Origin of the sequence: Brevibacillus sp. 1238 (genome assembly GCF_029892995.1) — a bacterium.
In the GTDB taxonomy this organism is placed as follows: domain Bacteria; phylum Bacillota; class Bacilli; order Brevibacillales; family Brevibacillaceae; genus Brevibacillus; species Brevibacillus parabrevis.
This window is the reverse complement of sequence record NZ_JARXWC010000002.1, coordinates 654,895-674,157: the sequence shown is the minus strand read 5'-3', so window position 1 is coordinate 674,157 and position 19,263 is coordinate 654,895. Positions and strand designations below refer to the sequence as shown.

At 53.0% G+C, this 19,263-nt stretch carries 18 protein-coding genes; 5 read left to right on the top strand and 13 right to left on the bottom strand.

All coding sequences use genetic code 11. The features are described 5' to 3' along the window. Positions 1–29: 29 nt before the first annotated feature. On the bottom strand, positions 30–497 hold the full coding sequence (locus tag M2298_RS07110) for a DUF3862 domain-containing protein (RefSeq protein WP_280648374.1): 468 nt from the start codon (positions 495–497) through the stop codon (positions 30–32). Positions 498–744: 247 nt separating this feature from the next. Here M2298_RS07110 and M2298_RS07105 point away from each other — a divergent pair, with 247 nt between their 5' ends. Continuing rightward, positions 745–1,092, top strand: a complete 348-nt coding sequence (locus M2298_RS07105; RefSeq protein WP_122963335.1) for a YkgJ family cysteine cluster protein — start codon at positions 745–747, stop codon at positions 1,090–1,092. An 84-nt stretch (positions 1,093–1,176) separates the two neighbouring features. Next, positions 1,177–1,374 (top strand): hypothetical protein, encoded by a 198-nt coding sequence (locus tag M2298_RS07100; RefSeq protein ID WP_173595942.1) that lies wholly within the window; start codon positions 1,177–1,179, stop codon positions 1,372–1,374. Positions 1,375–1,472: 98 nt separating this feature from the next. On the opposite strand, the gene msrA is transcribed toward M2298_RS07100, so the two are convergent. Beyond that, positions 1,473–1,988 (bottom strand): peptide-methionine (S)-S-oxide reductase MsrA, encoded by a 516-nt coding sequence (msrA, locus tag M2298_RS07095; protein WP_122963337.1) that lies wholly within the window; start codon positions 1,986–1,988, stop codon positions 1,473–1,475. A gap of 198 nt (positions 1,989–2,186) precedes the next feature. Between msrA and M2298_RS07090 the strand changes: the two genes are divergently transcribed. Next, positions 2,187–2,666: a GAF domain-containing protein gene (locus M2298_RS07090; RefSeq protein WP_122963338.1), complete on the top strand. Its 480-nt coding sequence runs from the start codon at positions 2,187–2,189 to the stop codon at positions 2,664–2,666. Between the two features lie 66 nt (positions 2,667–2,732). On the opposite strand, the gene M2298_RS07085 is transcribed toward M2298_RS07090, so the two are convergent. Both M2298_RS07085 and M2298_RS07080 read right to left on the bottom strand, forming a co-directional pair. Next, positions 2,733–3,020, bottom strand: coding sequence for a hypothetical protein (locus tag M2298_RS07085; RefSeq protein ID WP_122963339.1), 288 nt, complete (start codon positions 3,018–3,020; stop codon positions 2,733–2,735). Positions 3,021–3,304: 284 nt separating this feature from the next. Further along, entirely contained in the window at positions 3,305–3,586 is a 282-nt protein-coding gene (locus M2298_RS07080) for a hypothetical protein (protein ID WP_280648373.1), read from the bottom strand. Here M2298_RS07080 and M2298_RS07075 point away from each other — a divergent pair. Next, positions 3,563–4,087 (top strand): GNAT family N-acetyltransferase, encoded by a 525-nt coding sequence (locus M2298_RS07075; RefSeq protein ID WP_280648372.1) that lies wholly within the window; start codon positions 3,563–3,565, stop codon positions 4,085–4,087. The two genes, M2298_RS07080 and M2298_RS07075, sit on opposite strands and share 24 nt — an antisense overlap. Positions 4,088–4,135: 48 nt before the next feature. After that, complete coding sequence (locus tag M2298_RS07070) at positions 4,136–4,687, top strand: hypothetical protein (RefSeq protein ID WP_274875293.1); 552 nt, start codon at positions 4,136–4,138, stop codon at positions 4,685–4,687. 219 nt (positions 4,688–4,906) lie between these two features. On the opposite strand, the gene M2298_RS07065 is transcribed toward M2298_RS07070, so the two are convergent. The 9 genes from M2298_RS07065 to M2298_RS07025 form a co-directional block, all read right to left on the bottom strand. After that, complete coding sequence (locus tag M2298_RS07065; RefSeq protein WP_280648371.1) at positions 4,907–6,241, bottom strand: LLM class flavin-dependent oxidoreductase; 1,335 nt, start codon at positions 6,239–6,241, stop codon at positions 4,907–4,909. Further along, positions 6,217–7,860, bottom strand: coding sequence for a helix-turn-helix domain-containing protein (locus M2298_RS07060; RefSeq protein ID WP_280648370.1), 1,644 nt, complete (start codon positions 7,858–7,860; stop codon positions 6,217–6,219). Before M2298_RS07060 ends, M2298_RS07065 begins: the two co-directional genes overlap by 25 nt. Positions 7,861–7,886: 26 nt before the next feature. Next, positions 7,887–8,753, bottom strand: coding sequence for an ABC transporter substrate-binding protein (locus tag M2298_RS07055; protein WP_280648369.1), 867 nt, complete (start codon positions 8,751–8,753; stop codon positions 7,887–7,889). A gap of 498 nt (positions 8,754–9,251) precedes the next feature. Next, on the bottom strand, positions 9,252–11,156 hold the full coding sequence (locus M2298_RS07050; protein ID WP_280648368.1) for an AraC family transcriptional regulator: 1,905 nt from the start codon (positions 11,154–11,156) through the stop codon (positions 9,252–9,254). A 266-nt stretch (positions 11,157–11,422) separates the two neighbouring features. After that, positions 11,423–12,604 carry an MFS transporter gene (locus M2298_RS07045; protein WP_173595934.1) on the bottom strand — a complete coding sequence of 394 codons (1,182 nt, stop codon included), beginning with the start codon at positions 12,602–12,604 and terminating at the stop codon, positions 11,423–11,425. A gap of 161 nt (positions 12,605–12,765) precedes the next feature. Then, entirely contained in the window at positions 12,766–13,746 is a 981-nt protein-coding gene (locus M2298_RS07040) for a helix-turn-helix transcriptional regulator (protein ID WP_167470247.1), read from the bottom strand. A gap of 49 nt (positions 13,747–13,795) precedes the next feature. Beyond that, positions 13,796–14,092 (bottom strand): hypothetical protein, encoded by a 297-nt coding sequence (locus M2298_RS07035; RefSeq protein WP_122963346.1) that lies wholly within the window; start codon positions 14,090–14,092, stop codon positions 13,796–13,798. Between the two features lie 26 nt (positions 14,093–14,118). After that, complete coding sequence (locus M2298_RS07030; protein ID WP_122963347.1) at positions 14,119–15,783, bottom strand: SWIM zinc finger family protein; 1,665 nt, start codon at positions 15,781–15,783, stop codon at positions 14,119–14,121. A 2-nt stretch (positions 15,784–15,785) separates the two neighbouring features. Then, on the bottom strand, positions 15,786–19,256 hold the full coding sequence (locus M2298_RS07025; RefSeq protein WP_280648367.1) for a DUF4132 domain-containing protein: 3,471 nt from the start codon (positions 19,254–19,256) through the stop codon (positions 15,786–15,788). Between the last annotated feature and the right edge of the window lie 7 nt (positions 19,257–19,263).

The window sequence follows — 19,263 nt, the reverse complement described above, 5'->3', positions numbered from 1 at the left end:
CCGATGCTGAGCGCACAGACGGGTTTCGTTCATTGCAGACCGATTTGGGATTTGACTTGCAGTTTGCCATCCAGGAATGCCAAACTGGCACTGCTTCCGAGCGTTTCTCCTTCATACATGTAGACGACAGCATGATGCTGCTCCCCTTTGTTTCCTGCTTCCGACAGCAGCTCGCCTTCTCCCCCAATGATCCCCGTTACTTCCTCATACGTCATGCCGTTTTCGATCTTGTCAAAGGCAGCCTTGGAAATTTTCGTTTTTTCATTGGCAGCAGAAGCCGGCGCTGCATTGGTCGGCGAGGAACTCTCAGAAGAGCTTGCCTGTGTTCCCGCAGCGGGTGTTTCTGCTGGTGCAGCGCCAGTCGAAGCCGCATTGGTCGGTGCGGAACTCTCAGAAGAGCTTGCCTGCGTTCCCGCAGTTGGCGTTTCCGCTGGTGCAGCAGCGCAACCTGTCAGTCCCAGTCCGATACTGAGTAGCAATGCACATATTTTTTTCACGGTAACAAATCCCCCTTTTCATCTCTACACCTTAATCCAAAATATTACCAGTTTCATGAGAATATTTTCCTAATTGGCGACCTTTTTCCAAGCAGAGACAAGCAGGGAATACAATCGGAATAATTGTTGACAAAAATTTATTTTTGTGTTATATTAAAATATTTAATCATTTACATCAGCTTTTAAACCTTTCATACTATTCTTTACGCAAGGGACAGCGAAGAACTGGATGAAAGGATGTGCTGTAATGAACACATTGCCATGTCAGGGCTGCAAAGGCTTATGCTGTGGCCCGGTACCCATCACTGACAAGGAACGAAAGCTCATACATAAAAAGCTGAAAGCCATGCCGAAAAAGCTCCGCGAAGGCTTGGCGCATCAGCAGCGCTTTCCCGGCACTTGCATTTTCTACGACGTCAATCACGATCGTTGCGGCATTCATTCGTTTCGTCCAGACGTTTGCCGCCTGTTTGGCTATCACGAAGACCTCGTCTGTTTTCGCAAACCGGAACTGGCGACAAAAGGGAAAGCGCCGATCAAAGAACGGCATGTCGGCTACCTCTCGATCGATTTTACGTGGAAAGATTTTCAGTGACGTATCTAGGCTGGACGTAAGGTGGCACGGCGCAGCGATTGCAAGCATGGAAGTGCCAGGAAATATTCGGGAGGTGCCAGTCAAATGGAACCGTTTATCGGGTTTGTCATTCTCGCCTTTCTTGCCATCCTGCTGTTTCTCGTACTGGAAAGGCTGGTCGAACGCGCCGTGCATCCCCAGCATTTTTGGGCGGGTGCGATCATGAAAACGGTCATTTTCTTGTTGATTTGTGCAGGCGTCTATTTGTCACTGCCTTGGTTTAGCGACCTGTTCTCATCCTGATTTGGCAAGTCCAACAAAAACCCGCCCTTTGCACAGGACGGGTTTGGATCGCAAGCAGACCATGTCGGGCTTGCCTGCTGCTTTTTAGGAAGCTGCTTTTATTTCCAATGCTGCTGAATGTACGCATCGCGGCCGGACTTTTCCCGGTCTTCCTTGTAATGCTTCGGATTTTTCTTGTGGTAGCCTTGGTGATATTCTTCGGCGGGATAAAAAACGGACGCAGGCAAAATATCCGTGACGATTGGCTTGGAGAAGCGACCGCTCGCCGCCAGCGCTTGTTTCGATGCGACCGCCAGCTCATGCTGCTTTTCGTTATGGGTAAAAATCGCGGTGCGATATTGGCTGCCCCGATCGTGAAACTGTCCATCCGGGTCAGTCGGATCGATTTGCTGCCAAAACAGCTCCAGCAGTCTTTCATATGGAAACAACTCGGGATCGAACGTAATCTCGACCGCTTCCCAGTGTCCGGTTTCGCCTGTTTTTACTTGTTCATAGGTCGGGTTTTCCACCGTTCCCCCGGTATACCCGGAGATGATGCCTCCGATGCCCGGCAGCTCATCAAACGGTGTCACCATGCACCAGAAGCATCCGCCTGCAAATGTCGCTTTTTCCATCTGTGTTTCCTCCAGTCCCAGCTACAGGTAGTCTCCATGTTCTGCTCTCATTCATTGTACAAGAGCTTTCGGCTCGCTTCTAGGAAAAAGTGGGCAACAAATCTGCTCGTCCATAGAATCTCGTGAAGCCAATGCTTCCGAGATGTTTTATAATATCTGAGTAAAGCCATAGACAATTAGCTGTTAGGAGGACCATCCATGTTCCAAGTCGAAAAATTTCAAGGAAATAGAGAAGAGCAATACGAACTGGTCATCAAGCAGTTGGAAGCCTTGCTCGCTGGCGAGTCCAATCAGGTTGCCAATCTGGCCAATGCCGCAGCGCTGCTGAACCAGTTTTTTGAGGAAGTCAACTGGGTGGGCTTTTATCTGAACGACGGAAATGAACTCGTGCTCGGTCCGTTCCAAGGACTGCCTGCATGCGTGCGCATCCCGTTCGGAAAAGGCGTATGCGGCACCGCCGCGCAGAAGCAGGAAACGGTTCGCGTAGAGGATGTGCACTTGTTTCCAGGGCATATCGCGTGCGATGCAGCTTCCGAGTCGGAGATCGTCGTCCCGATCGTAAAAGACGGACAACTGCTCGGCGTCCTCGACATCGACAGCCCGCGCAAAAACCGTTTTGACGAAATCGATCAAGCTTATTTGGAAAAGTTCGTCCAGGCGCTCGTGCGTTTTTTGTGATCGCGCCTTCTTTTCCACGCGAAAAAAGAGCAGGCTTCCTTCTGCTCTTTTTTTCATGGCGATTTGTTATTTTCGGTAGTAGTGCTTGGCCCATTCGTTTTGGATTTGCTTTTTTGACTTTGCTCTCACCCGCGGCACCTGGCTCGTTTCCCATTCGCGGATGGCAGCCGCAAGAGTTCGGTAGAAGCGAAAATCGTTGATGTCCCAGGAGCAAAACAGCTTGCGGTACATCGCGCCGATAGAAATGCCTTTCTGGTATCTGCGAACAGCCTTGCTCGCCAACCTTTTGGCATATCGCTTGCCTGGTCCCGTCTGATCTTTGACAACTGGAAAGTGCTTGTAGCTTCTGCTCATCATTAACCTCCTTTTGGAAGCTAATGACCGTAATTTGTCTCCTTCATCGACGCCCTCCTTTCCAGACGCTCCTGGTTCTTACGTGCCCGTTGCTAGTACCGCCTACAGTCTCAGCGGGCAAACAGCTTCCCGCATCACTTGCGCAAATGCTCCGACAGCTGCGTAAGCAGAGTGCCCCATTCTAAAGAAACAGCGCCAAAATCGAGCACACTTCTCGTCTCCTTTCTCCCCTTTTTGCGTTTTCCGTCGCACATCGTTGGATGCAAAGCGTAAAGAAGTTCTTTTTATATTACCACCATCTTCCACGTTTTCAAAATAAACAGACCGCGATAAGCAAAAGGAAGCTTTTTATGATCATCATGAAAATATTTCGCTGTCGCTGGAAAATAGAGATGATTTTCGATCGCTCTTGTTGTAATATTATCCCAACTCCAAATCAACTGACAAAGGAATGATGCTGACGCCATTCGCTCTGCTGCTCGGCGTTCTTTTGCCTTCCCGGCTGACAGCCACACTACTTCGGATGTAAAAAGGAGACTGCCATGTCCAATCCATTGACCAGCCAACACTTGACTCTCACCAAACTGGCTCCGCCCGACTGGGAATTGATTCGCTCCATTTACACCAATCCGGCACTTATGCAGCATATCGGCTCCCCTATGAGCGAGGAAGCGATCCGAAGCAACTTTGCGAAAGAGTTGGCTCCGTGGACTCTCGACTCCACCCACTGGCTCACCTGGATCATTCGCGAAACAGACACCGGAAACGACGTTGGCTTGATCAGCATCTGCACCCGTGATCGTGACGTGCTCACTGCGGAAGTAGGCTTTATTATTTTGGATACGCACAAAGGCAAAGGCTATGCAACCGAAGCGCTTGCTTTTGTCCTGGACCACGCTGCTCATGCATATGGCTTCCGAAAATTCACAGCTGTTTGTTCTGAAGAGCACGCAGCTTCCAGAAAGGTGTTGGAAAAGGCGGGAATGAAGCTGGATAAAATCGTGCCGGAACATACTGAAATTGCTGGCACCATGGTGAATGACTGTTTTTATTCGTTGGAAAAATGAAAGGTTGTTACAAAGATAACGGCCCCGTTCGCATAAGGAGAGGTACTAATGAAGCTCTGGCAACAAATGATCATCGTCATTGGCTTACTGCTATTTGGCAGCCTGCCTGTCTTCGCTGCATTCGAAAACGAGCCAGCAGACAGGAGTGCGTACGAAAGCTATCGTCCATATGAATCTTCCGCAAATGCACAAAAATTCCTTGCCCATACCGTGAAACATCTGTCTGAGGGAACCATGGGCGGCAGCATCCCTTTACAGACGACGCGCGACGAGCTGCAAGCAAACTATGGTTTGCAGGAAAGCGAAATCGTATCGCCAGTCCCGAACGCCCATTTTTTTGAGCGGGACGGCTACCGTTACTTCCTCAATCGCATCAATGGCGAATCGACTGTCATGGTCATCCAAGCTCCCTTTGCCCCGTTGACAAAAGAGGAAATTTTTGAAGTGGCTGGCGATCAGCCTTGGTATGGCGGCAAAAGGCAACACCAGATCATTTACAAGCTGGATCGCTACATGCTCATATTTACCCACACGGATTCCAAGGAGCAAGTCTACTATAATAGCGTTATGATCAGCCCTCTGGACCCTACCAAAAAATAAGCATGAAACGTGACCAACCCCCGTGCTGTTGACGGGGGTTTCTTGTACTTTACATTTGTGTCCACGCACGCCGCCCCATCCATCTGATGCTTGTATAGCCTGCAAACACTCAGTAAAGATAAGCACGGTCATGTGTTGATTCAGCTCTCCGCTTCCCATTCTCGCTTAAACGCAATTGCCTTGCTCTATTTCTTTAATCGGTTCGGGACTGTTTCAGGTTCACCCCACCACGAACCGATTGGACGGGCGCGGCACGCCCAGATGCTCACGCAGCGTACTTCCGCTGTACTCCGTGCGAAAAATGCCACGATTTTGCAGTTCGGGGATGACAAAATGAACGAGATCGTGCAGCGATTGCGGCAGCAGGTGCGGAATGAAGGTGAATCCGTCCGCAGCATCGTTCGTCAGCCATTCTTCCAAGCGATCGGCAATTTGCGCTGGAGTGCCTGTGATCGAAAAATGCCCGCTCTGCTGCCTCACATGCTCGTACAACTGGCGAATCGTAACCAAACCGAGCTGATCCGCTGTTTGCTTCCACTGTCTGTACGAAGCCGTTCCAGCGTCAGCCAGATCCGGTTCGGGAAGCGGATCGTCGAGCGAGTATCCAGATACGTCGAGCCCAAGCGAGGATGAAACGATATCCTTGCGCGCCTCCGGAAGCAACAAACGCTCCTGATGCTCCCGCTTCTCCTTCGCCTCGGCTTCCGTTGCGCCGACTACCACATTCAAGCCCGGCATCAGCAGCAAATCAGACGTGGCCCGGCCGTATTTGGCCAAGCGCCGTTTCAGGTCGAAATAAAAAGCTTGTGCTTCCGGCAAGGTGCGTAAAGCGGTGAACACGACGTCCGCCTGCTGGGCCGCCCGTTCCCTGAAAGTATCAGACCGTCCGGCTTGGATAATGACGGGATGACCCTGAATCGGCCTTGCCACATTCAGCGGCCCGCGCACGGAAAACCACGCCCCTTCATGATGCAACGTGTGAATTTTGGCAGGATCGGCAAAATCGCCCGTTTCCCGGTCAATCTTGATCGCATCGTCCTCCCAGCTGTCCCACAGCGCCTTAACCACATCAAGAAATTCCTCAGAATGCGCATGCCGCTGCTCGTGCAACGGACGGTGATCGTTGCGAAAGTTGTGCGCATCCAGATCGCCGATCGAGGTGACGACGTTCCAGGAAGCGCGGCCGCCGCTCAGATGATCGAGCGTCGCCAGCATGCGCGCGACATGAAACGGTTCATGGTAGGTCGTCGATATCGTCGCGGACAAACCGATATGCGAGGTCGCCCCTGCAAGAGCAGACAGCAACGTCACAGGCTCGGGCCAAATGTTAATCCCCCGGCGAAGTTCTTCCGGGCTGTTTGCTGATATCGTATATTTATCCGGTTGAAAAATATAATCGAGCTTGCCTTCCTCTGCCGTTCGCGCCAGCTCGCGATAAAAGGCAAAGTCCAGTATCCGTTCCGGCTGCGCCGTCTGATCCCGCCATCCCCCGCCAGACGAACCCGGCGTTATAAGCAAGGTAGACAGCTTCAACTGCTTTTTACAATGGAGCATGATCGGCCCACTCCTGTCGTTGGTAAATGGGATAGTAGACGGTCAACCTGGTCCAGCTGCCATTCCAATGTGATCGCTTCATAGGAAGCCCAGCGATGCTCAAGCACATGCACCTGGCCCCTCCGTACTGCTTCATGGTTTTTCCAGCCTTTCGTACGCTGCAATTCGTCGAACCATTCCTGAAATTGTTGTTCTCTCCCGCGGATGACGATCAGCTTATCTGCCTGCAAATCCGCGAATCGAGCAAAGTCAATCGGCACTCGGCGAATGTGTTCATCCTGCTGGACGTGGTTCACCAGCAGGCTTGGAGCAGAAAAACCGAGCACCTCGTAGACGGTCGGAAAAAAACGCGGGGCGTGCAGCCACACCTTGCCATTGTCTATGCGCAGAACAGCAGCCGTTATTTCCGGAGCGACCAATGGACGCACTCGCTTCTGAACAACCTTTTTCTTCAACTCGTAGCGCTCCAGCCACTGGCTGGCTTCCGCCTCTTTGCCGAGCACCCGGGAGATTCGCTGAAGGCGCTCGAACGGCCGTTCGTCCCAAGGTACGACGATAACAGGTGCCAGTCGGGAAATGACGGAAAACTCCGAGCTTACCATAAAATCTGAAGCCACGATCAAATCCGGCTGCAGAGGTTCAATTCTCGCCAGCTCCACTTGGTTGTCGCCGATACTCTTGATACTGCTCGCGATTTCCCGAAGCGAATCGAGCGAAATGTCGAGCGCGCCAATCGGCTTAACGCCAAGCGCCAGCATGTCCCCAACATAGTGCGGCGTGACGATTTTCGTATCGCAGCCACGACTGCACGCATATTGTTTCGGGGGAAGGCCGACGATTTGTTTGAATCGCCGATTGAAATAATGCGTGTCTTTGAACCCGCTGTTGCGCGAGATGGTATGCAGCAGCTCGCCACCGATAAGGAGTTCCTCCTTCGACCGATTGATCCGATAGGTGGTCAAGTAATCGATCGGGCTTTTTCCCGTCGTCCTTTTGAACAAACGGGTATACTGGCGAACACCGAGATTCGCTTGCTTCGCCAATTGCTGCACGGTCAGTTCGTCGGCATAATGATCGTGCAAATATGCAATCGAACGCTCGATTGCAGCGGCCGAGTTCTCCTCCGCATCGACCGTTCGCGTTTGCTCAAAAAGGAAGCACAGCAACTGCTGAAAGGCGATCTGCATTTTGAATTGCTCGATATCATCCTCCGCCGGCCAACGCCGCAGCAAAGCTTGACAGTCGACGAGCACGCGATGAGCCGGCTTCATGTTGAAAACGTGATCGAAACGGAACCGGAACGTTTCCCCGCCCTTATTCCCTTTACTGCGCTCCACTGTCCGAAATAACAGGCGGTACAGCCGCAGCTCCTTTTGCCCCGTATTAGCTATTTCGCAAAAGGTTGCAGGCTCCACCATCCAGCAGGCTCCCTTGGCAATCTGCTCAGCGTTTTCCTGAAGCCAGAGCTTGCCTTGTCCATCTGCCACAGCCATAAGACTAAAGCTGCTTTCCGCCCGAAACCGCCTGGTATCCTTCGCAAGTACGCAAACTTTTTCGACCTCTTCAAGTACGAACAAAGGGAACTGATTCCTCGTGTTTTCATCCGATGCGTTTCCCATGTCCGAACCCCCTTTCGCTTTCGTGCTTATTTCAGCAAGAGCCTTTCCACTTCACCAAACGCCCAATCCAACGTGCTGGCATCGGCTATAGATAACCGTTTGTCAATCACATACACCTGGTTATTTTGAACGGCAGGCAAGTTTTTCCAAACAGCACCTTTCTTCGCGTCTTCAAACGTCTGTTGCGATTCCTCGTCATTCACGATGACGAAAATACGATCTGCCGCAAACTCCGGCAACACCTCCTCCGCCAGCGGTACAACTCCCTTGAAATTCTCTTGCTGCTCCAATTCCTGCAGCTTTTTCGGCGGAATCAGGCCCAGCACCTGATAGACGGTCGGAAACGTGCTTGTCCGGTATGTATAGATTTGCTTTAAGGCAAATTGAATGACGACGCCTGTTTCCCCTTCCTTGAACATTGGCTTGACTTTGTCCTGCAACTGTTTGGCTTTCGTTTCATAGCGCTCGATCCATGCCTTCTCCTCCTGCTCCTTTCCCAAAATGTCTGCGGCGAGATGCAGCGATTCAAATGCGTCCCCGAAGAAAGGGACCGCCACGACTGGCGCGATTTTGCTGTAGGCTTCGATTTCTTCTGGCGCCATGCGGGCGGAGACGAGAATCAAGTCGGGATTTAGCGCCAATACGGCTTCCTTGCTCGCTGTGTCCACAGCGATGTTGGCAATGCCTTGCTTCTCCTCGGCAGAAAAAAATCGCAGTAACTGGTCTGTCGCTCCGATCGGTTTTTGCCCGAGGGCCAACATTTCGCCGACAAAGGCCAAAGCGACCACCCTTTGGGGCCGAACGGGAATCACCACTTCCCGATTCAACGAATCTTTAAACGTTCTCATTTCTCCTTTTTCCGCCTCGGAAGCGGACTGCGCGCTTGAACTCAAGCTTTGCGCTGCCCCAGACTGAGAACTTCTGTTACCATCTGCATTGCTTCCGCAAGCGGACAGTACAACTGTTAGGCTCAAAAGCAAAGCGGCCGCACCGATCATTGTCTTGTAACGAAACAACTACAACCCCTCCGATAATATTGATTATCATTTTCACTTGGCTATTATAATCGGATAACAAAGGCTATTCAATGGAGGAACAGGACTTGTTTCGATTAAACAATTGCGACATGCAATTGGCGCTACCAGGGCGACGTCCCAGTCACTAGCTCCAGTTGCCCATCAATCACCTGCCCCTCTCCTGCTCTGGTGAGACGAAAACATATCATCGTTTTCCCATTTGAGCACTGCCTTCGTCACTCGGGATTTGAACCGTAACCCCAATCACGCAGAAGCGAACCGCGCCAACCTGGCCGCCGACCGATTTATCCAGCGGTTTGCCTACGAAAAGAGCAAGCACCCCTGAAAGGAAGGCACTTGCTCTGATTCAACTGCCTATTTTTTCGCTCCCGTGCTCACCAACCAATCCGCCAGCTCTTCCGTTTGCGACAAGGTGGCGATCGGGTCGAAATACCATGATTTCGCTTTTTTCCAAATGTAGACGCGATCGTTTTTCACGGCGTCGAGCGTGCGCCAGATCGGATCGGCTTTCAGATCAGCCATCGTCCGCTCTTCGGAGGTCAAGATGATATAGTCACCCGCGTAAGTCGGCAACCTCTCGCTGGAAACTTCCACTTCCTGCTTCTCCATGATCTCCTTGGCGATGGCAGCAGGAGGTTTCAAGCCGAGCCCGCCATAGACGGCTTGGCCGCCACGTCCGAAGTTGTCGCCGAAGACGCCTGTTTGCTTGCCCCAATCTTGCATGATGGAAACGGTGGCATCTGCCGGAACGACTTTGGCTATCTTTTCTCGCGCCTGCGCGATTCGCTGGTCATACTCCGTGAGCCATGCCTTTGCTTCCGCCTCTTTGCCCAACAACTGTCCGACAAACGTAATCTCTTCGTGCACATTTTTCAGCTGTCCAAACGGAACGACAACCGTCGGCGCGATTTTCTGGTACTGCTCAAAAGCGGCCTCGTTTCCGGTGAAGATCAAGTCAGGTTGAAGTTCCAGCATTTTCTCCAGGGAAATATTTTCGTAATCCCCGATGTTCTTCACTCCGACAAGGGACTCCGCAAAGTACGGGTTTTTCAAATTCAGCTCCGGCGTGCCGATCGGCTTGAACTGCAAGGCGATGAAGCTGCCGAGGTACAAATCGACGATCACTCGCTTCGGCGCTGAAGGAATCTCAATCTCTCCTTTGATCGTTTTCATGATGCGCACCTGTTTTTGGCTATCTGCGCTCGCGGCACTTTGCTCTTTGACCGCAACCGCTTGCGGATTGCCGGAAGCAGCGCCTGCCCCGCCACCAGTACCTGCACCGCATGCGCTCAACACCAGGGCGAAGCAGACCAGCATCGTCGCGACGATTGACAACTTGCGACTGTTCATCGATGTTTCATTCCTTCCTTTATATCGATAATGATTCTCATAACCACTATCAATATAACGGCGGACGGAAAGCGGAACAATGGACGAACGGCGCAAAGCGTATGGACAAATTTCCGTCCCGAGCGCTTCCCCCTGTTTTTTGAAGCGGATCGGCGACATCCCCACGTATTTCGCAAACAGTCGCGAAAAATAAAAACGATCGGCGTAGCCGACTTTTTCGGCAATTTCCTGCACAGTGGCATCCGAATGCAGCAAAAACGCTTTGGCTTGCTCCATCCTGACCTGGATCACAAACTCCATCAAGCTGTGCCCCGTCTGTTTTTTAAACAGCTTGGACAGATGCTTGGCGCTATAGCCGAAGCGCTGCGAGATCGTCTCCACTGACAGAGGCTCCGCGTACTTGTCTTGTATGTATAAAATCGCTTGCTCGACAACAGAAAGCGCCCCCGTCTTCCCGTCCTGCTCCTGGAGCTGCTGCAAAATCTGGTGCACCCACAGCTGAAACAGCGTTTTGACGTGAAATCGCTGCAAAGGTGTGGACGACTGCCATTCCTCGTACATGGCGACAAGCAAGTCTAGCAGTTCGAGCGGGGCTTTCGGCTTGACTTCGTACGTGCGAGCGAAAGGATTGGCTGTCTCAAGCAGGACGCGAAGCTCTTTTCGCCAAGGCAGAAACACTTTTGCCTGATAGAGGATCAAATAAAAGACGACGGCATCGTCCAGGCAATAAATCTCCACCCGCGAGCCTTTTCCGCTGTGCAAGACGTGGAAAGGACGGGCGTCGTAAAAACGCCCATCCAAGTAGACATGGGCGTGCCCGATCGTCGTGTACAAAAATGCGCTGGCTGGCAAGCGGTAGGAAAACGGGGCTTCATCGCCTCGCAGACGATGCTGCCGAACATCGATCATTTTGATTGTCGCCTGGTTCCACAAGGCGATGTACTGTTCCAGTTGCAGATGAATCTCCCCCTCTTTTTTCCAGCAGACTGGACTGTTCTCTACAACACTCTATCGATAACCATTCTCACTGTCAATTCACGCATCGCACTAAAGGGCCATGAATGCTGCGTGAACGGCAAGCGGCTCTATCCCCTTTTCTTTTCTGGAAAAACAGCGACACGTTTCTCACAAAAAAAAGAGAGATTCGCAATCGAACCTCTCTTCATGAACAGTTCCTAGGAGACGCTGGCTGGCTGACCTCCGCGATGCTTGGCAAACACGAGCAAAGCAACGCACGCCAGCGACAGCGAGCAAACGAGATACGGAATGGACATCTGCCAGCTGTACAGCATCGTCCCCGCCAGCGGGCCGACAAACGAGCCGACACCCTGCGCCGCCCCTGTGTAAGAAGCCACAGCCGACTGTTCTTCCGCCGAAACGGCCAGAGACGCTGCCGTAATATAGCCGGGCAATGTAAATCCGATCCCGATTCCGTGGAAAAGAAAAGCGACGATGTACCAGGCCGGAGCGAGCATAAACAAAGTAAAGGCGACAAACAGCGAGCTCAACCCGATTTTCAGCAGGCGGGCGGGCTGCCATCTGAGATAACGCCCAACCAAAAGCTGCACGACAACGACAATCACACCCGCAACAGACAGGCCGACACCGATCGATTGCGCCGCTGCCTTATCGCTTAATTGAAGCTGATCTTGCATGTAAATCCCGCACGTTACTTGCAGCATGATCATGACGGTGGACAGCAACAGGCCGATCAAGATGTACAAGCGAATGCGCGGATCGGTCATCGAGAGCTTGACCGCTGCTTTCTTCACCTGACCGCCCTTGCTATCCGGCAAAATGATCCCGCTCAAAATAGCGACAACGACAAGCAACGCGGTCGATACATACATCGGGGAAGTGAACCCGATCGGCGTCAAAGCCGCCCCGAGAGCTGGCCCGAGAACAAAGCCCATCCCGCTCGCCCCTCCGAATAACGCCATGCCGGAAGCGCGATTTTGCGCCGTCGTCCATTCCATCAAGTAGCCTTGGGCCATCGTCGGAATCGCCCCGAAGAAAAAGCCGCCAACAGCGCGCAGCGCGAACAACTCCCAATACAGGACAACCGCATTGCCGGGAGTTGCTTTTGCCCAGTCAGCGAGTAAGGCAAAGCTCGCCAAGGTCAGCGTATACCCGAGAATCGCAATGACCATCAAGCGCTTGCGATTGGTGCGCGACCATTTCTCCCATAAAAAACTGCCGACGATCCAGAACAATCCGGTAATCGTCACCAGACTGCCCGACTGGATTTCGCTAAAGCCCAGCGTTCGCGCCAAAAGTCCCAAAATCGGATTGAAGGTAGCGATCGACGTCATCGCGACTAGGACGGTAGCGAAGATCATCCAAAAATGTTTTTTCAATCTGCTTCTCTCCTCTCATTCCTTTGCAAGCTGCAACGACTTGACGCTGCCGCCCATCTGATAGTGATTATCACTCGCGAAGCCGTCGCGCCTCTACCTGTAGCGGTTGTTTTTCTGCCTGCAAAAGAAGAAAAACAACCCGAACGTCGCTCGGGTTGTTGTTAGGAGAACTGCCGTCTTACGTATTCACTTGGGTTCATGCCGTATTGCTTGCGAAAAGCTGCCGTAAAATTGCTCGCATTGCTGTACCCGACAGCAGCGGCTGCCTGCCCGATGGTGAGCTGTTCCGTCTCCATGAGCGCCAGCGCTTTTTCCATCCGCGCCTGCCGAACCTGTTCGAAAATGCTCATGCCGTACATCTCGCGAAAGCCTTGCTTGAGCTTGCTCTCATTCATCCCCGCCATGCGGGACAGCTGGCGAATGCTGTACGGGTTCTCCAAGTTTTGCACAATCGTTGCCTGCACGCGAGCCAGCATCTCCACATCCTGCTTGCGCAAGTTGACGCTGCTGCGCGCTTTTGCCGTGCCGGGACTTTGGCTGACCAGCGCGATGATTTCCATCGCCTTGCTCTCCATGTACAACCGTTTGAGCGGCCCCTGGTACGTGCAAAAGAACATATCGTGGATGCATTTCTGAATCGCTGGTGACGTGTCATAAGGCTCTACGCCGCCCTGATGCCGATTCAAAAACGCTTCGAAAATCGAGCCATCCTCGCTTTGTTCGGAATAGCTGAGAAAATGCTCGGGACTCATGCGAATCTCCACGTGCTGGTTGCGAATCCCCGCTTTTCGTTCCAGGTACACCTTCTCGTCTGCCAAAAAGACGACGCTGCCTTCCTTGCTTGCGATCTGCTTTTCCTTGCCGTTCCAGGCGCAATACGTCTGGCCGCTCAAGCTGTAATTCAACTCCAGCAGCTGGAAGTTTTCCTGAATCGTGTACTTCATGTCTTCTTCCAGCAACAAGTCGGTCATGACGATCTCCATGCCAGGGCGAATCCGCAGCCGAGTGATGCCGCCCGAGCCGATATGCGCGGGAGCGATCGCCTGTTGTTCCCAGGAACGGTCAAGCAAAGTCGCCTGCATGGACGCCAGAAACTGCGGGAAATATTCTTGCATATCCGATAACTGTATATGGAATTTCATCGTCATCTATCCTTCCCCGTAACGGAAGGGAGCGGCTGGTCGTGCCCCTTCAGTCTGCCACTGCTTGTGACAGAGGCTTTTTCATCATGTTGACGTATTGTACCATATACAAATATCGTTCGGTCAACAACTCAACTCCCGCTTTTGCATCGCGCATATAGTGGCCGCCCGCCTCAGCCAGGCGTGCGATCAGCTCGGCAAGAAAGTCCATCCCGTATTCCCGCGCACTCGCTTCGAGCCGGGCGAGCGTTGCCAAGTCAGCAGACTCGAATTTGCGGATGCCTTTGAGCAGCATGCGCTCCACCCAATCTTCCAGTTTTTCGCGAAAAGCAAAAATCTCCTCCATGTGCGAATCCTCACACTCCACTGCCGTTATAAATCAAGCTTCAAGCTCGTCAATGATTTGCCTTGCAGCATGCTGATCGGGTACAGCTCATCCCCTCTGACTTGAACAAGCCAATACACGTCCCGCAGCTCCAGCAGCCGCTTGTTGTTTTCCAGATAGCGAATCGTTTTGTCGAACTCGCCCTGGTATGGAATGACAAGCGGGATGCTCTCGCCGTCGTGCGCTTCGACCGTAATGATCAGCTGCTGCGTGGCTGCTTCATAAAACACTTGCAGAACGGACTTCGTTGGGAGCAAAAAGACGTGCTCTGTCGCCTGCTCAAACAGGACGCCTGCTCCCTCGCCCATGCGCTCGGCCAAATCGCGGCACAGCGTCTCGCCCAGATCGAGTTCCTCGATGTTTTCCCTCGGCAACACGACAAGCTTCGTCTCATCGCTCGATGACAGCCGCTGCTCCCGGTTCGTCTTCGCACTCGTCAGGCTCACCTGGGAATGGGACAGCTCCTCCATCGTCACCAGTCCGCCCCATGGCGCCTTGCTTTTGTAGCTCGTCGCATACGTAAAGCTCGTTCCCTCGTAGTAGACAGGCCGGGCCTCGGTATACGTGTAAATGCGCTTGTCTGCCAGCGAGAAAAAGTAATACGTCACACCCTTGTAGCCGGAGCGCGTCTCCCATGGATTGGCCCCCAGCGCGTACAGCGTCAGGTGCGGCACTGTGTGGTATTTGCTTTTAAAGCTGCCCAGCAACTGTTTTTTCAGCTCTGGACGCTCGCTTTTTTCCAGGGCAGCCAGCCCCAGGTAGACGCGGGCCAGTCTGTCTAACAGCACGTCTTGCGAAAACTTCACGTGGCGCTGGAAAAACAGGCCAAGCTCTCCTTTGATCCCGCGCAAATCTTTTTCCAAGGCAGGCAAGTTCCCGTTATGGGCCGCAATCGCCAAAAGCTCGAAGCGCGTACAAACCGTCTCCGGCAGCTTCGCCAATCCGATTCCGAGCACTTCGGCCAGCAAAGCTCTCGCCTCCGCCGCCACCTCTGCGTCATAGCTGACATCCGTGATGTCTGCCTGCAACGCTTCCCGGTCGTCGATCTCATGGACGAGACGATAGCGCAAGAGGCATTCCAGCTTGTGAATGCAGTTGCCTTTTGCCTTGCAACTGCACATCGCCCGGCTCAGATCGGCTTCCTGGTCGAACGAAACCTCGACCTGTTGAAGCTGCAGCGTCACGGTCAAAAAGGACGTTTCCGCAACTTCCAGCGCCTCGCCGTACTCTAAGCGGAACAGCACTTCCTCGATCTGTGCCGCGGTAAAAGCCTGCAAAAAATCGGACGGATGAAGCTGCAACAACCAGCCAAAGTCAGGCTTGAATACGGCAGGCTCATCACCCGCGTCACCCATGCCAGCTGCTGGCTGATGCTGTGTGGCGTAAGCGACGATCGCCAGGATGACATGCTTGCATATTTTATCTGACGGGCACGAGCAGGAAAAACGCTCGATGTCTCCGTACAACAGGCACACGCTGTCATCCGACAGCGCGCACCTGACATGATCATCCATGAACTCATACGAAACCGTAACGCCCTTCTCGATTTCCTTGCATGCGCGATTGTAAAGGCCCTTGTTGGCGTACTTGATCAAATATTCCTCGTTGCACAGTCCGATCCATCGCTGAAAATCGCTTTTGAAATCTGCCATGATTACTTCCCGGTAGCACGCACGACATCGTAGAGCGTTTCACTGAAAATCCGCGCCGGAAGCGTCGCCAGCTTCAAACGGTCGATCGGCTTGAAGTACATGTACTTGTACTGGCTGTCGTCATTCGGGTAAAAAGCGAGGCTCTCCAAAGTGACGTCATCCATGCCGTCGTAGTACGAAATGCTCGCTCCGCTGATTTTCAGCTCGGCCACGACATTGCCGTACAGCTTGTAAAACTCGTAGTAGAAGCCCGCATCCTGCGGAGTGCCTTTGATCCAGCCGTATTTCTCCATCGTTTTGGCAAAAGCGGTTGGCGTGTAGGCGCCGTCCGGGAGCCGCAGCACTTCGTCCGCTTTCAGTTCTTCTTCTGTCGGCAAGAACAGTTCGCGGTTCAATTGGTCAAACGGCTGGGAAATTTCGTAATCTTCCAGCTGAGTGCGCCAGCCTGCCAGCGTCTCTTCGTCCAGCTCCAGCGGATGCACCAGGCCGATTTGCGCTTGTTCTGGCAACTCGTATTCGTCCTCGTCAACGGTGTTGAACGTTCCGTCATCCATATAGCGGAAAGTGGCCGCGAGCGAACCGTCCTCGTAAACGCCCCAGATCAGGCCAATCGCGAATTTTTGCATCAGCACATTTTCCACAAACAGGCGGTTCCACGCTTCTGTCGTCCAGTAGCGCGACTTGGACAACGATTCTTCCAGTCGCAGCGCCTGCAGCTTGACCATGCTTTTCAGGTCTTTTTTCAACTGGGCAAAAGTCGCTCGTGCCTCTTCCGCCAGCTGCTGATCGTCTTTTTGCGTCGGAGCAGGCAAATTTTTGACCGCCTTGCCCGTGCTGTCGTTGGTCACTTCCAGCTCCAGCTCGTTGCTGACTTTTACCGTAAACGTGCGTTCGCCATAAGAGAAAACTTGCTTGCCGGACGCATCGAAGCCAAGCTGGGTAACCAGCCGATCTTCCAGTTCTTCCGCTGAAATTTTCAGGTTGGCCGCCGCCATGCCCAGCGCTTCCTCTGCCGCAGAGCGGACTTGCTTGTTTTTAATCGTCCGTTTGATCGAATCGATCTGCCGCAGCGCTGCCAAATCTTCCGAGAAGGACAACGCCCGCACTCCTTCTGCGGCGAGCGCTCCGCGGGAGTAGTCCGTCCATTCCTTGATCATCTGGCTGATCGTATCGACCGTCCGTCTGTCACCGAGCGCAATCGCGAGCGGCATGACCCATTTTTCTTTTGCCACCGCTCCCTGGTCGAGCCACGCACGAAGCACTTCGGCAACAAAATCGGCGGCCGACGCGGCGGTGAACTGAGCTTTCAGCAGCAACACATGCGGAGATGGGGCCGTTGGCGATTCCAGCGATTGCGTCAAAATGTACTCGATCAGTTCTTTGCCCAGCTCGTTGCCTTGCTCGTCGCGCAGTTGCGGGAGCAGTTCGATCGGCAGCCATTTGATCCGGGCGAGCTTGCGTTTGTCGATCAGATTGCCCAAATTGGCGATGCTGGCATCTGGCCCTTGGCCGTCTGCCTCGATCAAATTTTCGAGCAGCGCCTTGAACTTGCTGTTTTTCTCCTTTTGCAACAGGTCCGCAAAAATGTCTTTGCGGTTATCCAAGGTGCGAATCGCATCAAGCGCCCATTCCTTGACTTTCGCTTTCTTTTCCGTGGTGTACACTTCTACGCACAGTTCCTCGTCCTTCGCGTGCAACAAAGCCGCATTGGCGAGTCCCGTCACTTTTTTCGACGAATCGGACAGACCGAGGCGAATGGCCTGGTTGCGCACCTCGCGCGACACAGGCTGGTTGGCGTCCAGAAGCGTTTCCAGCACAAACAGGCGAACTTCTGTATCAAACTTGTCGAATGCGTCGAGGCATATTTGCGGATAGGCGCGAACGAGCGACTGATAGTGCTCTGCTTTGACTTCTACGTGGTAGTAGAGAGAATTTTTGATCGCCAAAATTTGGTGAACAAGCTGTTTGATATCTGTCTCAGGATCTTGTTCGTACATGCCTACCAGCTTGATCAAGTCGTTCTGGAAAGCATGGACGTAGCACATATGTCCAACCATGCGCCCCGACTTGCCGACGAATTTGCTCATCGCCGCCGTGAGTCGAGCTACAAAAGGATGCTCCACTGGCAAGAAGCTGAGCAAAATCATTTGCTGTCTGACGCGGTCGAAATCTTCCAGATGGACGTTTGCCAGCGCTTCTTCCAGCGTGTCTTTGCCCTCCAAATAATTGGCCAGCTTTTGCGTTCCTTTCATCCGGCGCAGCGCATCCAGCGCAATCGCTTCCAGCGTCGTGTCCGCAGTGGACAGGTCGACTCCCTGATCGGTCAGCTTTTTGTACAAATACCCTTTCACAATCGGAATCGCAGCGATGTCCAGGGCGCGTCTGGATTTTCCGAGGTCAGCCAGCACGACCTTTTCCAGCTGCTCCCAATTGGTAGGCGGCTGGAGCAAGTGGCTTCGCATGGCTAAAAGCAAGTCGTATGGCTCCTCCATCTTCACGAGCTCGCGCAGGCGGACGTCGTGATCCAAAATGTCGAGCGGGTACAGCTCGAACATCACTTGCAAAGCCGCAAGCAGCTCGCGGTCGCTCTCTTCAGGCTCCGCGAGAAACGCTGTCATTCCGCCCTTGACATGCATCCGGTAATACGCCAGGCTGAGCATGATTTCGAAGTAGCGCTTCAAATGCCTCTGATTAAGCAAAGAGCTTTCCGGTGTAGATTCATCCGGGAAGTGCGTCTCGCGCACCTGCGCTTTTTTCTCCTTGCAGTACGCCGGATAGAGCGACTCGCTGGTCAACGTGTTGCTGTTGACTGGCAGCACGGCAACTTTTTTGGCCATTTGCCATATTTCTGCGACGTATGCACGGGTATCGCCCGTCACCAGGTGATAGTAAACAGGCTCAAGCTTCTCTCCCAATGATTCCAGCAAGTTTGGCGAGATGGCGTAGGCGTAGGCGAGCAAAAGGATGTGCTTGGAGCGCGCAAAGACAGAAGTGTAGTCCCGGCTGATGCTTGCCCGGTAGTCTTCCACCGTTTTGCGCAAAAACTCGCGGAACAACGGCATACCGAACTGCTCCACAGTCTTTTTCATCGCGTCATACGATTTTTGCTCGACAGCCAGAAGCTCTTGCAGGCGGCTTGCATCCACGTCGACGTCGCGCAACTCAATCGCATCCAGGAAGCAGCGCTCCATGACGTTTTGCTTTTCGTAAAAGCGGTGGCTGGTCTTGTACAATACTTCCGCGGCACGATAAAAAGCGGTCTCGTCTCCGCGCTTTTTCAGTTTGTCCAACTGCGGCATGAGCGCATATCCGTAATAGCGCTGATCTTCGACAATCGGCGGGCTTTCGTTTGTCTCTTGCGTCAAGTAGTCCGAGATGCTGTCGATCAAATGAGCGTTCTGCGGGCTGTCTGATTTGTAGCGCTCCAAAAATGTCCCAATGATCGGATGGGCGTCGAGTTTTTTCAGTACCATCTGGCTT

Excerpts from the sequence above, each read along its gene's own strand:
- M2298_RS07105 (WP_122963335.1), top strand. The coding sequence starts at position 745 with ATGAACACATTGCCATGTCAGGGCTGCAAAGGCTTATGCTGTGGCCCG.
- M2298_RS07100 (WP_173595942.1), top strand. The coding sequence starts at position 1,177 with ATGGAACCGTTTATCGGGTTTGTCATTCTCGCCTTTCTTGCCATCCTG.
- msrA (WP_122963337.1), bottom strand. The coding sequence starts at position 1,988 with ATGGAAAAAGCGACATTTGCAGGCGGATGCTTCTGGTGCATGGTGACA.
- M2298_RS07090 (WP_122963338.1), top strand. The coding sequence starts at position 2,187 with ATGTTCCAAGTCGAAAAATTTCAAGGAAATAGAGAAGAGCAATACGAA.
- M2298_RS07085 (WP_122963339.1), bottom strand. The coding sequence starts at position 3,020 with ATGAGCAGAAGCTACAAGCACTTTCCAGTTGTCAAAGATCAGACGGGA.
- M2298_RS07075 (WP_280648372.1), top strand. The coding sequence starts at position 3,563 with ATGTCCAATCCATTGACCAGCCAACACTTGACTCTCACCAAACTGGCT.
- M2298_RS07070 (WP_274875293.1), top strand. The coding sequence starts at position 4,136 with ATGAAGCTCTGGCAACAAATGATCATCGTCATTGGCTTACTGCTATTT.
- M2298_RS07065 (WP_280648371.1), bottom strand. The coding sequence starts at position 6,241 with ATGCTCCATTGTAAAAAGCAGTTGAAGCTGTCTACCTTGCTTATAACG.
- M2298_RS07060 (WP_280648370.1), bottom strand. The coding sequence starts at position 7,860 with ATGGGAAACGCATCGGATGAAAACACGAGGAATCAGTTCCCTTTGTTC.
- M2298_RS07050 (WP_280648368.1), bottom strand. The coding sequence starts at position 11,156 with ATGATCGATGTTCGGCAGCATCGTCTGCGAGGCGATGAAGCCCCGTTT.
- M2298_RS07040 (WP_167470247.1), bottom strand. The coding sequence starts at position 13,746 with ATGAAATTCCATATACAGTTATCGGATATGCAAGAATATTTCCCGCAG.
- M2298_RS07035 (WP_122963346.1), bottom strand. The coding sequence starts at position 14,092 with ATGGAGGAGATTTTTGCTTTTCGCGAAAAACTGGAAGATTGGGTGGAG.
- M2298_RS07030 (WP_122963347.1), bottom strand. The coding sequence starts at position 15,783 with ATGGCAGATTTCAAAAGCGATTTTCAGCGATGGATCGGACTGTGCAAC.
- M2298_RS07025 (WP_280648367.1), bottom strand. The coding sequence starts at position 19,256 with ATGGTACTGAAAAAACTCGACGCCCATCCGATCATTGGGACATTTTTG.